General features: G+C 42.8%; 16 protein-coding genes. 9 read left to right on the forward strand and 7 right to left on the reverse strand.

Going from position 1 to position 14344, the window contains the following annotated elements; translation table 11 throughout:
- Positions 1-150: 150 nt before the first annotated feature.
- From VB654_RS05130 to lysA, 4 genes are all read right to left on the reverse strand, one after another.
- A complete protein-coding gene (locus tag VB654_RS05130; protein WP_323212448.1) occupies positions 151-1218 on the reverse strand; it encodes a sulfate ABC transporter substrate-binding protein in 1068 nt (355 codons plus the stop codon).
- Positions 1219-1462: 244 nt separating this feature from the next.
- Positions 1463-2212 (reverse strand): isoprenyl transferase, encoded by a 750-nt coding sequence (locus VB654_RS05135; protein ID WP_323212449.1) that lies wholly within the window; start codon positions 2210-2212, stop codon positions 1463-1465.
- A complete protein-coding gene (gene cdaA / locus VB654_RS05140) occupies positions 2209-3132 on the reverse strand; it encodes a diadenylate cyclase CdaA (protein ID WP_323212451.1) in 924 nt (307 codons plus the stop codon). Before cdaA ends, VB654_RS05135 begins: the two co-directional genes overlap by 4 nt.
- Positions 3133-3486: 354 nt before the next feature.
- Positions 3487-4899: a diaminopimelate decarboxylase gene (lysA, locus tag VB654_RS05145; RefSeq protein WP_323212453.1), complete on the reverse strand. Its 1413-nt coding sequence runs from the start codon at positions 4897-4899 to the stop codon at positions 3487-3489.
- A gap of 307 nt (positions 4900-5206) precedes the next feature.
- Here lysA and rimI point away from each other — a divergent pair, with 307 nt between their 5' ends.
- From rimI to VB654_RS05165, 4 genes are all read left to right on the forward strand, one after another.
- Positions 5207-5752: a ribosomal protein S18-alanine N-acetyltransferase gene (gene rimI, locus VB654_RS05150; RefSeq protein ID WP_323212454.1), complete on the forward strand. Its 546-nt coding sequence runs from the start codon at positions 5207-5209 to the stop codon at positions 5750-5752.
- Positions 5753-6217: 465 nt separating this feature from the next.
- Positions 6218-8689, forward strand: coding sequence for an ATP-dependent Clp protease ATP-binding subunit (locus tag VB654_RS05155; RefSeq protein ID WP_323212500.1), 2472 nt, complete (start codon positions 6218-6220; stop codon positions 8687-8689).
- Positions 8690-9005: 316 nt separating this feature from the next.
- On the forward strand, positions 9006-9278 hold the full coding sequence (locus tag VB654_RS05160; RefSeq protein WP_323212455.1) for a hypothetical protein: 273 nt from the start codon (positions 9006-9008) through the stop codon (positions 9276-9278).
- On the forward strand, positions 9275-9640 hold the full coding sequence (locus VB654_RS05165) for a clan AA aspartic protease (RefSeq protein WP_323212456.1): 366 nt from the start codon (positions 9275-9277) through the stop codon (positions 9638-9640). The genes VB654_RS05160 and VB654_RS05165 overlap by 4 nt, the downstream gene beginning before the upstream one ends.
- Positions 9641-9794: 154 nt before the next feature.
- On the opposite strand, the gene VB654_RS05170 is transcribed toward VB654_RS05165, so the two are convergent.
- Both VB654_RS05170 and VB654_RS05175 read right to left on the reverse strand, forming a co-directional pair.
- The gene (locus VB654_RS05170; protein WP_323212457.1) at positions 9795-10547 is read right to left on the reverse strand and encodes a TspO/MBR family protein; all 753 of its coding nucleotides are present in this window, start codon (positions 10545-10547) and stop codon (positions 9795-9797) included.
- A 224-nt stretch (positions 10548-10771) separates the two neighbouring features.
- Positions 10772-11482, reverse strand: a complete 711-nt coding sequence (locus tag VB654_RS05175) for a hypothetical protein (RefSeq protein ID WP_323212458.1) — start codon at positions 11480-11482, stop codon at positions 10772-10774.
- 197 nt (positions 11483-11679) lie between these two features.
- On the opposite strand from VB654_RS05175, the gene VB654_RS05180 reads away from it, so the two are divergent.
- Both VB654_RS05180 and VB654_RS05185 read left to right on the forward strand, forming a co-directional pair.
- Positions 11680-11964, forward strand: a complete 285-nt coding sequence (locus VB654_RS05180) for a hypothetical protein (RefSeq protein WP_323212460.1) — start codon at positions 11680-11682, stop codon at positions 11962-11964.
- On the forward strand, positions 11961-12413 hold the full coding sequence (locus VB654_RS05185; RefSeq protein ID WP_323212461.1) for a nuclease: 453 nt from the start codon (positions 11961-11963) through the stop codon (positions 12411-12413). Before VB654_RS05180 ends, VB654_RS05185 begins: the two co-directional genes overlap by 4 nt.
- On the opposite strand, the gene VB654_RS05190 is transcribed toward VB654_RS05185, so the two are convergent.
- Positions 12410-12556 carry a hypothetical protein gene (locus tag VB654_RS05190; protein WP_323212462.1) on the reverse strand — a complete coding sequence of 49 codons (147 nt, stop codon included), beginning with the start codon at positions 12554-12556 and terminating at the stop codon, positions 12410-12412. The genes VB654_RS05185 and VB654_RS05190 overlap by 4 nt on opposite strands.
- Positions 12557-12691: 135 nt before the next feature.
- Here VB654_RS05190 and VB654_RS05195 point away from each other — a divergent pair, with 135 nt between their 5' ends.
- The 3 genes from VB654_RS05195 (at position 12692) to grpE (ending at position 14261) form a co-directional block, all read left to right on the forward strand.
- Positions 12692-12955, forward strand: a complete 264-nt coding sequence (locus VB654_RS05195) for a sulfiredoxin (protein ID WP_323212501.1) — start codon at positions 12692-12694, stop codon at positions 12953-12955.
- A gap of 56 nt (positions 12956-13011) precedes the next feature.
- Positions 13012-13503 (forward strand): Dps family protein, encoded by a 492-nt coding sequence (locus VB654_RS05200; protein ID WP_323212463.1) that lies wholly within the window; start codon positions 13012-13014, stop codon positions 13501-13503.
- A gap of 113 nt (positions 13504-13616) precedes the next feature.
- Positions 13617-14261: a nucleotide exchange factor GrpE gene (grpE, locus tag VB654_RS05205; protein WP_323212465.1), complete on the forward strand. Its 645-nt coding sequence runs from the start codon at positions 13617-13619 to the stop codon at positions 14259-14261.
- The last annotated feature ends 83 nt before the right edge of the window (positions 14262-14344 follow it).

Here is a 14344-nt window from a genome sequence, read left to right on the forward strand (position 1 = left end):
GGGCAGGGGGCAGGGAGCAGGGGGCAGGGGGCAGGGAGCAGGGGGCAGGGAGCAGGGGGCAGGGGGCAGGGGGCAGGGAGCAGGGAGCAGGGGGCAGGGGGGCAAAAAACTTACTCGTAACTTTCTTCACTCAGCACTCAGCACTGAATCCTAGCGTCTGGATATATTAGTTTGGATATCGTCAAAAATTGCGCCATCGGCAAAGAATTTCTGGCTGACTTGACTCCAGCCGCCAAAATCTTCAATGGTGAACAGGGTGGAAATTTGGGGATAAGTATCGGAAAATTCCGCGACTACTTCCGGGATGACAGATCGAAAGCCCACTTTGGCGAATTCGCGTTGGGCTGCGGGGGTAAAAAGAAATTGCACAAAGGCTTCTGCTACTTCGCGATTACCTTGCTTATCAACATAGCTATCTACTACGGCAATGGGGCTATCAATAGAAATATTAATATCGGGAATTATGTAAGGTAAGTCCTGTCCCTGCTGTTTAGCTAAGATGACTTCGTTCTCGTAATTTATCAGTGCATCTCCCTGTTTTTGGACGAAGAATGCGTCAGTGGCTTCACGGGCATCTCTTGGTAAAACTGGCACATTAGCATAAACCTGAGTCACAAAGTCTTGGGCTTGTGCTTCTGTACCACCTGTTTTCGTCACCTTTCCCCATAAAGCCATGTAGTTCCAACGCGCACCACCGGAGGTTTTAGGGTTGGCGGTGACTACCCTCACATCATCGCGGGCTAAATCATCCCAGCTTTTAATATTTTTGGGGTTGTCTTCACGGGTAACTATCACGCCTACAGAACTGTGAACAATACCGTCGCCGTTGGGTGTCTTTTTCTCCCAGCCTGGTTTAATCAGTCCAGCATCCTGAATTTGCAAGGTGTCTGCTGATAGGGCTAGGGCTACTATGTCGGCTTCTAAACCGTTAATCACCGCACGGGTTTGGGAGCCTGAACTGCCGTAGCTTTGGCCAAAGGTGACTTTCTGTCCGGTTTTTTCTCGCCAGTATTCGACAAAGAGGGGAATAATGTTTTTATATGCGGCGCGGGTGACGGCGTAACTCACCAAGGTCAGTTCTTTTCTGGCCACAGCCCTATGATTATTACCAGGAGAACAGGCAGCGATCGCCACACTTAAACTAACTACTACCAAAAATAATGAAATAAAGCTTTTTAAAGATGTGCGTTGCCAACGATTCCAATTATCCAGCCACATACTGACCCGATGCTCCCGAATTTTAATCTACAGTTAATCGATTAAGTTATAGTATTTTGGGTTTAGTCATAGATATTACAGATCACTCAGTCAAATAGCAAGAAAATCACCATATCCTTGATTGGAATTATGGTGATTAAATTACATTAATTAAAAATTACTTAACTATTCTTAAATTTTTGACTTTTAACTTTTGACCCTTCGGCTACTCTCAGGGTAAACTTTTGACTCCCGCCTTGCGGTGTTAGACTTTCCCAAACCTGCGCTCTCGTTGCTGGTAAGCAGATAAGGCGCGGTAAAACTCAGTGCGGTCAAAATCTGGCCAAAGAGCATCAGTGATATAAATTTCTCCATAAGCCATTTGCCAGAGGAGGAAATTAGAAAGTCGCATTTCGCCACTGGTACGGATTAATAAATCGGGGTCAGTAATTCCGGCTGTGTAAAGGTGACGCTCAAATAACTGCTCATCGATTTGATCAGGTTGAATCACACCTTGCTGGACTTTGTGAGCGATCGCCCGGCAAGCTTGTAAAATTTCCTGCCGTCCGCCATAATTAGTAGCGATCGTAAAGCGAATAGCATGATTATGGCTCGTTTCCGCCATTGAACGGGAGATTTCTGCTTGGAGCGATCGCGGTAAAGCATCCAAATTTCCCACAAACTGGATTTGCACATTCTCTTTGACCATCTCCCGCAGTTCTTGGCGGAGAACTTTTTGAAACAGAGTCATTAAAAAATCTACCTCTTCCTGGGGTCTTTTCCAATTTTCAGTGGAAAAAGCATAAGCCGTTAATGCCTGAATGCCCCAATCTTTACAACAGCGCAGCAAATCCTTCAGAGCATCCACTCCTCGCTTATGTCCCATAATTCGGGGTAGGCCTTGACGTTTAGCCCATCGACCATTGCCATCCATAATCACTGCGACGTGTTTGGGTAGTAGCTCTTGTTTTAAGTCGGAGGGTAAATTTTGCAATTCAGTTTGTTGTGCTGTCATTTTTTATTTCGAGAAGCAGTCGATGGTAATCCGAGTAAACGTGAAACTAATCCTATTGCCTTGCGACCCATCTGAAGACCCAAACCCAATACACTAGGAGCCACAGCTTCCCGGTCTACAGTGGTCGATAACCGAGCATCTAAGGACTCTTTGAGTGTCCTAATCGTCAGAGGTCTATTGAGATTGCCGCGTTCTGCTAAAGAAATAGAACCCGTTTCTTCTGATACAACGACACAGATACAATTTTCGACTCGCTCAGTAATTCCCATTGCTGCCCGATGGCGTGTTCCTAGCTGGCGGGAGGCTGTGCGTCCCGAAAGTGGTAGAATGATCCCTGATGAGACAATACGTGAGCCACGGATCAAGGTTGCCCCATCGTGCAGTAGAGTTTTTGGCTGAAAAATTGTCTGGATTAGTTCCTTAGAAACATCAGCATTCAGCTTGACTCCAGGTACAGAAAAATCCCGCTCGTGAATTGGACCAGTGGTTTCCACAATCAGCAAAGCTCCTATGCGGTTTTTGGAAAGTTCTTTAACCGCATCCACAATTTCATCAATTACACTATCAGACTTGGGGATTGTTAAACTGGATGGTTTAAATAGCTGCTGAAATTCACCACGTCCCACTTGCTCCAAAAATCGGCGAAACTCTGACTGGAGAGCAACTGCCATCGCCACAGCGCAGCCAATCACCAACTTTTCCAGAACAAAATTTAGCAGTGGTAGACCCATTCTGGCACTGAGTGCTGAAGCTAACATCAAAATAATAAAACCCCGCACCATCCACAGTGTTCGACGCTCACTAATAATAACTAGTATCATATAAGTCAGCGCTAACACTAGTACGATATCCAGAGTCCCAAGCAGCAAGGACTGTGACCATCCCAGGTTTATCAGCCATTGCTTCGGTGAATCTCTCATGACATCTGGATTACTCTTTGTTCTCCTTCAATATTCTGTCATTTCGCTGTCTTTTTCATGCCCCAAAAGTTGACGCTTGAAGAATCAGGGAGTTAACAGTTTTGGTTTCTGTAGCTGGCGTGGTGTAGCCATATTTACTCGTATAGGTAGGGAACAGGGAATAGGGAACAGGGAACAGGGAACAGGGAAGAAGGAGTTTTATATGGCTTATGCCACATAAGCTATCAAAATTCAAATAGGAGTCCTATAGTGAAAGACCACACTAATTTAGTGGAAAGCTTTGGTGGCAATTTTCAATTCCTCACATACACCTGTTAACTGTTGACTGTTAACTGTTGACTGATTTCACGCTGGTTACTTCTGCGCGTTTAGTCTGTCTGGTAGACAATCTTGTCGAATCAAGTCCTGATAACTTTCGCGGCGTAAAATTAGATTGGCTTCACCATTCGCCACTACAACAGCTGCTGGCCGGGGTAAGCGATTATAGTTAGATGCCATACTGTAATTGTACGCACCAGTTCCCATAATTACTAAAATATCCCCAGGTTCAGTTTTTGGCAGTTGGGCATTTTTAATCAGAATATCCCCTGACTCACAATGTTTACCAGCAATTGTCACTGTTTCTGTGAGTGGAGCAGATACTTTATTGGCCACTACTGCACGATAAACTGATTGGTAGGTAATGGGTCGGGGATTGTCAGACATACCGCCATCAACTGATATGTAGGTACGAATTTCGGGTACGACTTTCGATGATCCAATAGTATAGGCCGTGATGCAGGCTGTGGCAATAAGCGATCGCCCTGGTTCACACAACAATTTTGGCAAAGGCAGATTTGCGGCTGTACAAGCTGATTGAATGACTTCACAAATGGCTTTGACCCATTCGGCAATATTAGGGGGATCATCCGATTCGGTGTATCTAATTCCTAAACCACCACCAACATTTAATTCTGTGACACTTAAGCCGTAATTTGCCGCTTTCTCTAACCACTGCACCATCACGGCTGCTAAATCGCGATGGGGTTGGCGTTCAAAAATTTGGGAGCCAATGTGAGCGTGTAAACCTACGCAGTTTAAAGAAGGTTGCTGGCTGACAAAGGTAAATACTTCGTCTAAATCATTGGGATCAAAGCCAAATTTACTATCTAAATGTCCGGTGCGAATGTATTCGTGGGTATGGCATTCAATCCCTGGTGTTAACCGCAACATGATGCGAATAGCAGATATACTTGGTGTTGTTTCTGCCATTTCCCCCAAAGTCCGCAATTCTAGCCAGTTATCCGCCACAATTGTACAACCAGAGTCGATGGCTAAAGCGAGTTCTTCACGAGATTTATTATTACCGTGGAGGTAGAGTTTGTCAGCACTAACACCAGCATTTAGGGCTGTATAGAGTTCGCCACCTGAAACTATATCTATTCCCAAACCTTCAGATGCAGCGATCGCGCAAACAGCTAAACAATTCCAGGCTTTTGAGGCGTATAATACCTGAGATTCTCCCTGATAATATTGCTTGAATGTGTCCCGGTATTGTTGACAAGCTAAACGTAGCGTTTCTTCATCTAAAATGTACAAAGGTGAACCAAACTGCTCCACTAGGGTTGTGACATCACACCCACCAATTTCCAGGATGTCTTGACTATTAACTTTGGCGGTCAAAGGCAAAAGTTCTTGATTGGGCGAAGCATTTGCGTTTTGGCTGCGCCGTTGAGGTAAATACTTGCTACCAGTATGTTGAACCTCTGTGGGGTGAGTCGATACCATAGTTTTTATTAATTATCCTTGCTCAAAGTTTAAAATGTTTTGGGCGTGGCGTAAAAAAGTGTCCCGATCCTCAGTTTACCGAAAATAGCGCCCCGAACAGGAGATATAGCAAAAGTCAAAATTAGGGGCGGGATTACAGACTCACTGCTTCAGGAATTTCCAGAAAATAAATTGCCCCATGTCATCAGACCATCTTTAGTTCTTTATCCCCCCTGCTCCCTGCTCCCCTGCCTACCTCAGCAATGGAGTATTTTTTTAATTGGAGGTCCCTAAACCCACCCTTACCCATTCCCCACTCCCCACAAACGTGACTTCATTAGACTTAAAACTTAAAACACTAAATTCAGAGGATCTAAGTGCAATTTTAGAATTAGATCAAGCCTGTTTTGGCGGTTTGTGGACTCTAGAGGGCTACCAAAGAGAGTTAGACAGTCCTAACAGTGAATTATTGGGTTTGTTTTCTCCGGTTTTTTCTGCAAAACTGCTAGGATTGGGCTGTTTTTGGGCAATTTTAGACGAAGCACACATTACAATTTTGGCGATTCATCCCCAATATCACCGTCAAGGCTTGGGACAGGTTTTACTATATTTTTTGCTGAAGGCTGCTTGCGATCGCGGCTTAGAGCGAGCTACCCTCGAAGTCCGAGCTTCTAATGCGGCAGCTATATCTTTATATCAAAAATTTGGCTTTAAAATAGCGGGACGGCGCAAGGGTTATTACCAAGATAACGGCGAGGATGCTTTAGTGCTATGGCTATCAGACTTGCAATATCCACAATTTGCAGCAACTTTGGACAATTGGTATATTACCGTGAGCGATCGCTTGCGCCAGTCTTTTTGGCAAATACTTTGAGTGATTGGTCATTGGTCATTGGTCATTGGTCAATGTTTACCTGTTTGTTCGGCGCAGAAAATTACCAAACCGCAAGCAGGATCACATTAATCAGAAAAAATTCCGGTTTCCGGGAAAATTATTCATTAAAATATTTAATCAATAAAGCTTTTAACTTTACAAAAAGATATCAGTTAGCCATATTCTTGACGAGATGCTGATAAATATGTTAAAAGTTAATGTTTGTAAATGGTTAAATAAATCCTTAGCCATAGTGGTCTGTTGCATAGTAGTCAAGCCCAGAAACATTGGTAGACTGAAGCTCCTCAGTATAGCAGCCACATAAAAAGTAATAAATAATTAACAATTACGCCATCATCTTGGGCGAAATTTTTTGGTCGCCTATAATCTTTATACAGGCATCCAAAAGCAGAGCCTGTGCTAAAATCAGCATACCGGCACGACGCAGGTGATGGGAAAAATGCCATGTTTGAACGCTTCACAGAAAAAGCCATTAAGGTAATCATGCTGGCCCAAGAAGAGGCCCGCCGCTTAGGTCACAACTTCGTCGGAACCGAACAGATCCTCTTGGGTCTGATTGGGGAAGGTACGGGAGTTGCGGCCAAAGTGTTGAAATCAATGGGTGTCAATCTTAAAGATGCCCGCATTGAGGTAGAAAAAATCATAGGACGAGGTTCGGGCTTTGTTGCCGTGGAAATTCCGTTTACGCCACGGGCAAAGCGAGTTTTAGAACTATCCTTAGAAGAAGCGCGCCAATTAGGGCATAACTACATTGGCACCGAGCATCTGCTGTTGGGCCTGATCCGGGAAGGGGAAGGTGTGGCAGCCAGGGTGCTAGAGAATCTAGGGGTAGATTTATCTAAAGTACGAACTCAAGTCATCCGAATGCTGGGAGAAACAGCAGAAGTTTCAGCCACTGGTCCATCGGGACGCACCAAAACTCCAACCTTGGATGAATTTGGCTCGAACCTGACCCAAATGGCAACGGACAACAAGCTAGACCCAGTTGTAGGACGCGCCAAAGAAATTGAACGGGTGATCCAAATTTTGGGTCGCCGGACTAAAAATAATCCAGTATTGATTGGTGAACCAGGGGTTGGTAAAACAGCGATCGCTGAAGGTTTAGCATCGCGAATTGCCAACAAAGATATCCCCGATATCCTGGAAGATAAGCGCGTAGTCACTCTAGATATTGGCTTGCTAGTAGCAGGAACCAAGTACCGGGGTGAATTTGAAGAACGCCTCAAGAAAATCATGGATGAAATCCGCTCGGCGGGTAATGTGATTCTGGTGATTGACGAGGTACACACCCTAATTGGTGCAGGTGCGGCGGAAGGAGCCATTGACGCAGCAAACATCCTCAAACCAGCTTTGGCTAGAGGCGAATTGCAGTGTATTGGAGCCACAACCTTAGATGAGTACCGCAAGCACATCGAGCGAGATGCAGCCTTAGAGCGACGCTTCCAGCCAGTAATGGTGGGTGAGCCGTCAGTTGATGAAACTATTGAAATCTTGCACGGGTTGCGCGAACGCTACGAGCAACACCACAAGTTAAAAATCTCTGATGAAGCGCTGGTAGCGGCGGCCAAATTATCTGACCGTTACATCAGCGATCGCTACCTTCCAGACAAAGCCATCGACTTAATCGATGAAGCTGGTTCGAGGGTACGTTTGATTAACTCCCAATTGCCACCCGCAGCTAAAGAGTTAGACAAAGAACTACGTCAAATCTTAAAAGAAAAAGACGACGCTGTACGCGGACAAGACTTTGACAAAGCCGGCGAACTGCGCGATCGCGAAATGGAAATCAAAGCCGAAATCCGGGCGATCGCTCAAAGCAAAACCAACGCCACCGGGACTGAAGGTGATGAACCTGTAGTTGGCGAAGAGGATATTGCTCACATCGTCGCTTCCTGGACTGGCGTACCGGTGAACAAACTCACCGAATCGGAATCCGAGAAGTTGCTGCACATGGAAGATACCTTGCATCAGCGCTTAATCGGTCAAGAAGATGCGGTGAAAGCCGTTTCAAGAGCCATTCGCCGCGCTCGTGTCGGTTTGAAAAATCCCAATCGACCCATCGCCAGTTTTGTCTTCTCCGGGCCAACTGGTGTAGGTAAAACCGAGTTAGCGAAGTCCTTAGCTTCTTACTTCTTTGGTTCCGAAGAAGCAATGATCCGCCTGGATATGTCGGAATATATGGAACGCCACACAGTTAGTAAACTGATTGGTTCGCCTCCTGGTTATGTGGGATATAACGAAGGTGGTCAATTAACAGAAGCTGTGAGACGGCGACCTTATACAGTGGTGCTATTCGACGAAATCGAAAAAGCTCACCCCGATGTGTTCAATATGCTGCTGCAAATTTTGGAAGATGGTCGCTTGACTGATGCCAAAGGACGCACAGTAGACTTTAAGAATACCTTGCTGATTTTGACTTCTAACATTGGTTCTAAGGTGATTGAGAAAGGCGGCGGCGGTATCGGCTTTGAATTCGCTGATGATGCTACCGAGACTCAATACAACCGCATTCGCTCTTTGGTGAACGAAGAACTAAAGCAATACTTCCGTCCAGAGTTCCTCAACCGACTAGATGAAATTATCGTCTTCCGTCAGTTGAGTAAGCCAGAGGTGACACAAATTGCTGAAATCATGCTCAAGGAAGTATTTGGTCGTCTTACTGAGAAGGGTATCACTTTAGAGGTGAGCGATCGCTTCAAAGATCGCTTGATTGAGGAAGGTTACAGTCCTAGTTACGGTGCAAGGCCGTTACGTCGAGCGATTATGCGCTTGTTAGAAGACAGTCTAGCAGAAGAGATTCTGTCTGGTCGCATCAAGGATGGCGATACAGCCTTAGTTGATGTTGATGAAAATGGCATTGTTCAAGTTAGTTCTCAACAAACACGGGAGTTATTACCCCAAGGCGTTGAGTCCTAGTTAAGATTTGTAAAAGTTTCAGAAGCGGTGGGGAATTTTGGTTCTCTACCGTTTTTTTTATGTCACGTCGAGGAGCAGAAATGTAGAGAGTAGTTTTAACTCGCTCGTTTTCTTATAAACAAGACTCTTAATCAACTAAAATAAACACATATAGCAAAGCTTATATCTTGCACCAGGCGACTGGAAGTCACGGAACCATCCAGACGTTACGCGTAGCGTCTTCCCAGAGGGAAGGCCACCTACGTGGGTTCAAAACCTTAATTTTATGTTTAGTCTGCCTTGGTGGTTGCTATAATAACCCAAAAAAATTAACAAAATGCAAGCAATTTTCCTCAGCAGCGAAGAAGTTGGCAAACGTGCCAAAGAATTATATGACAATAGCATTCGTCAACAAGTAGAAACCGCAGAAAATATCGGTAAAATGGTAATTATTGATATAGAGACAGGTGAATATGCAGTTGATAAAACAGGTATAGAATCAGCAAGATATTTACGCAAAAAGAACCCACTAGGTAGACTCTATGGACTGCGTATTGGCTACAAAGTCGCTGTTTCTTTCTGTGGTGATATGGAGCGTGACTATCGGTGATAACTGGTATTATTAAAAGCGGACATCCCACAGTTAACGTCATATTTCGTCTGCCAAATAAACCAGATTTTACTATTGAATTTGTAATTGATACAGGGTTTACAGGTGAGCTGAGTTTACCACCAGCAGCAGTCACTTTAATGGGTTTACCTTTTCTATATGAACTACCTGCAAATCTAGCTAATAATAGTTGGGTAGATATACCAATACATGAGGCTGTTATTATCTGGAATAGTGAAGAAAGATTAGTTAATGTTTTAGCTACAGGAAAGCGGCCTTTATTGGGAACTGCTTTACTGGATGGCTATGAACTATCTATACAATTTATAGAAGGCGGTTTAATAACAATTAAAAAATTATAGTAGAAGATAACAGCCTTAGATTATGGTTTTAAATTCCTAAATTAAATGGTAGAGAATTAATTCTTCCCTACCGTTTTTCATGTATGTTTAATGCGTAACTCAACAGAGCAGAGATATTTTTCCTTGCTTTCCTGTGCAGGTAAATTTTGAGTAATTATTTCTGTCCAAGTGTGAGTTTTAAAGGATACAATGGCTCAGATCCATTTAATTGCCAAATTCTAAATACCAATGCAGCAGCTACAGTTAACCAGATACAGGAAAAAGATAAAATCATTCCCGCTAAAGGAACTGTTTGCCAATAAATTGCTGTCACCACCAGAGCAGATAACCAAGGGCCTAAAATCACGACAGGAACAGCAGCGCCTAATCTCCGTTCTACAGTAAAAATCGTATTCCAAGTATCGCCTAAAGCCAGATGTACCACAAACAGAATTAAAGGTAATACTAAAAACTGGTGATTCATTTCTTGCCAAACCAATACCGAAGAAATTACCCGCAATACTGCAATTATCATCCAAACGATGGGAAATGCTAAAGGTGGAGGAGACCATCTTGGCCTGATTACCTGGTCATAAGTTGTGCGAGAACGGGTATTATCTAAAAGGGAAAAAATTCGGGAACGGATACTTAATACAGCAAAAAATAATGCAGTTAATACAGTGCTGAACCAACTGGGAAAGGAAGAATTTTGATCAATCAACATGATTAATTTTTCCATTCCCAGTAACACAAGAATCATCACTCCTATTTGCAGGATAGTTCCTAGTTTATAAACTAAAACTGCGTTGATATCTAGTTCTTGTGTGGTAGCTGCTGATGCATTGGGAGGTTGTTCTTTAGCAGGTTTCAACCCCATTACTGTATTGACAAACTTTTCCAGAATTCCAGTATTGTTGGATTGATTCATAATAAATACATAGTGCGTAGTTTATAATGATTAACAATAATTGATTATACAGCAGGTTGCAGGTAAATGAAGTACAAATTCTTCTGTTGAAACTCTTGTAGGGTGGGCATCTTGCCCGCCCTATTGTACTTCACCCAAATGAAATATGCTGTAATAAGGTTTGTACAAATTGTCAGCCTTGACTGAACTGAATAGTTATTGAATAGAAATAAAAAAAACTAATTTTATTTAAAAAACTTCTTTTTAATAAATAAATTAATACTCAGAATGAAAGTTAATAACCAAAAGACTGTCAAGAACCAGTTTATTTGCATTCCTTGAATAAGCCTTCCGAAACCAGACAGAATAAATCCGCAGGCAATAGAGGCCATGACAAGGGCTATAAATCCACTATATCCACCCCAAAAATCCATTTGCCTATTAAGTTTTTCAATTTGCTGCTTCAATTCTTCTTCCTGTTGCCGTTTTAATTCTTCGGCATATTTCAATTGTTCTTGATGCCGGAGTATTTTTTGTTCTTCTTCTGCTTGAATACGTGCTGTGACTCCTTCTGGGTCTAAACAATATTCTTGTGCTAAAAGCTTCAATCTATCTCCTTCTAAAATTAGTTGGTCAATTTGCATTTGTAACTCAATATATGGTTGACGTACTTGCTTTTTATTTTTATCAATCTTCTTACGCTGTATGGCTCTCGCTTGTCCAGCTAGCTTGCGATTCCCTGAAATATCAGAGAGTACAGAAAGCAGGGTATCTGCATTCGCTTGCGCTGCTTCCTGGTTGATATTGCGTATAGATAGAGATAATTCTTTTTTTAGAATTTTAAGTTTTTTCTGAGCAAAACTAATTTGCTTAATCTGTCGCTTAACTGATTCAGGGCTGTCAATTACTATTGTTATTTGGGAAGCAAGTTCTCTAAGTTCTACTCCATTGATCATGATAGTTATTTAAAGTATAAATAAATATGAGTAGGTTTGAGGTAATGTTTTAGATTTACTACAAGTCAAATTATACCAAAAAAATACCTTGAATCCGTAGAAGCTGAAAATTCCAGACGATCGCTTGATATGGAAATAGTGCGATCACATATCGCATAGCTTACTTTAAAATAGAATTTGTATTCCCCAAAAGGCTTATGACCCTAACCCTTAACCTACCACCAGAATTAGAGCAATATCTTTTGCAAGAAGCTAACAAACAAGGGCTTTCGGTTGAGGCGGTGACATTGCAAGTTTTGACAGACTCTATTCTGTTAAAACAAAAGCGAGCTGAATCGGTTAATCTGCTTCAGTCTTGGCTTGATGATGAGAATGTTGAAGAACAGCAAGAAACAGGTCAGTACCTCATTAATGCGTTAGACGAGGATCGGCTGTCTGAACGTAAGTTATTTCCACTTGAAATGAAGGGGATTACTTGGTGAGCCGAGCCATAGTATTAGACACAGGACCCCTCGGACTGATCACCAATCCCAAACTGTCTTCTCAGAGTGTTGCTTGTACTCAGTGGCTCCAACTTCACCTCAGTTCAGGAAGTCGCATTATCATTCCAGAAATTGCAGACTACGAAGTTCGCCGTGAGTTGTTGCGAGCAAACAAAACAAAAGGCATTGCTCGTTTAGATGATTTAGCCAAATTGATTGAATATTTGCCAATTACAACCCTTGCAATGCGTCAATCTGCACTACTTTGGGCAAAAGCTCGTCAGCAAGGGCAACCAACAGCAGGTGATAAAACGATTGACGGTGATATGATTCTGGTGGCTCAAGCCATGACTCTAGAAGTTTCAGATGTAGTAATTGCGACAACTAATGTCGGGCATCTATCGAGGTTTATCGCAGCTGAACTTTGGCAGAACATCCCCCCAAGTTAACCTTCAACCAGTCGCTCTAAACCTCCAATGTGTCTCCAAAGCATGGCGGTTGGTTGCATTTGTGGAGATTGTGCGATGGCGTAACCGCCCAGCATAGCTGATCGCCTAACCGCCCCATATACACACTTCTTTGTAATTGTCAAGTTAATTTTTGTGAAGGCGATCGCATCTCAATTCCCTATTCATCAATTTTTACTTAGAATGTACCTTGCATAATAAAGTCATAACGAGTATGATTTAGAAAAGGATACAGAACAAACGAGTTAAGTAAACTTTTGATCATGAGAGTTCAAGAAATTCCCTTAAATCAAATTAAGCGGCCTTTACCCCGTGCAAACGACCCCAATAAAGTACAAGCCTTAATGGAATCAATTGCAGCTATTGGCCAGCAAGAACCCATTGATGTTCTAGAAGTAGAAGGAGAGTATTATGGCTTTTCTGGTTGTCACCGTTATGAAGCTTGTCAGCGCTTAGGCAAAGAAACAATTGTCGCCAGAGTCCGTAAAGCGCCACTTAGCGTCCTCAAGATGCACTTGGCATGAGTTAATAGATGTTAGACGTTAGATTTCTCAAACACATAACCAATTAGGGGAAAAATATGTCATCTCAAGCAACAGCCAAAAGTGTAAATATCGGTATTGACGATGCAAGTAGGGCTAAAATTGCCGAGGGGCTGTCTCGCCTATTGGCTGACACCTATACCCTGTATTTAAAAACACATAACTTTCATTGGAATGTTACAGGGCCAATGTTTCAAACCTTGCATATAATGTTTGAGACTCAGTATACAGAACTAGCCTTAGCTGTTGATTTGATTGCCGAAAGAATTAGAGCATTGGGACACACTGCGCCAGGAACCTACAGCGAATATGTCAAACTGAGTTCAATTCCAGAAACTCCAGGAGTTCCCAAAGCTAAAGAAATGATTAGCTTGCTGGTGGAAGGACAAGAAGCCGTAGTCAGAACTGCACGGTCTATTTTTCCTCTATTGGAAGAAGTTAACGACGAACCCACCGCCGATTTATTAACTCAACGGATGCAAGTTCACGAAAAAACCGCTTGGATGTTGAGAAGTTTACTGGAAGAATAGAGACTGGGTATTGTGTGGTAAGGGCGGGTTTATTAGTATCCTGGTTGTGTCGATGATATCTATTAACCCGCCCCTACAGGTATTGGGGGAAGTATGTAAATTTCTCATGACTAATGACTAATGACACCCAAAAGTTGCAACATTTGATGCAGCGTGTAAATATTTCTAGTTTTAAAGCGTTGAGTCGTGATGCTGCTGTCTCAGAACGTCAAATTTTGCGCCTGCGACAAGGCAAACTAGAACAAATGCGGGTAGATGTGCTGCTAAAGTTATCGCAAGTGTTCAAGATTTCGTTGAGTGAATTACTCGAAACTTTTTCAGCACTCCCCATTTCCCCTTCTTCTGATTTTTCACTAACCAGCGAAAAAGAGATTGCAGAATTAAAAACAGAATACCAGCGATCGCTCCGGCAATTAGAACAACAACGAGAAATCTTAAAACAAGAATTCCAGCAGTCGAGTTTACAATTGCTGGAATCTTTATTATTACAATGGCCGACAGCAGCCCAGAAAGCTACGGAAAATCCCCAGTTAGCTGCAATTAAAATTGTGCCTTTGGTGCAAAAACCCTTAGAAAGATTATTACAGGATTGGGGAATAGAAGCGATCGCACCAGTGGGAGCAGAAATACCATATAATCCCCAAATGCACCAATTAATAGAAGGAACAGCCCAACCAGGTGAAACAGTGAAAGTACGTTACACAGGCTATCTACAAGGCGACAAGCTACTGTATCGAGCCAAAGTCAGTCCAGTGTAAGAAGCAGGGAGCAGCGAGCAAGAAATTACTTTAAACTTCCGGTTACTTAATAACCTTTCCTCTTCTCCCCTGCACCCTGCCCC

It is taken from the genome of Nodularia sp. UHCC 0506, from assembly GCF_034931045.1.
Classification (GTDB): domain Bacteria; phylum Cyanobacteriota; class Cyanobacteriia; order Cyanobacteriales; family Nostocaceae; genus Nodularia.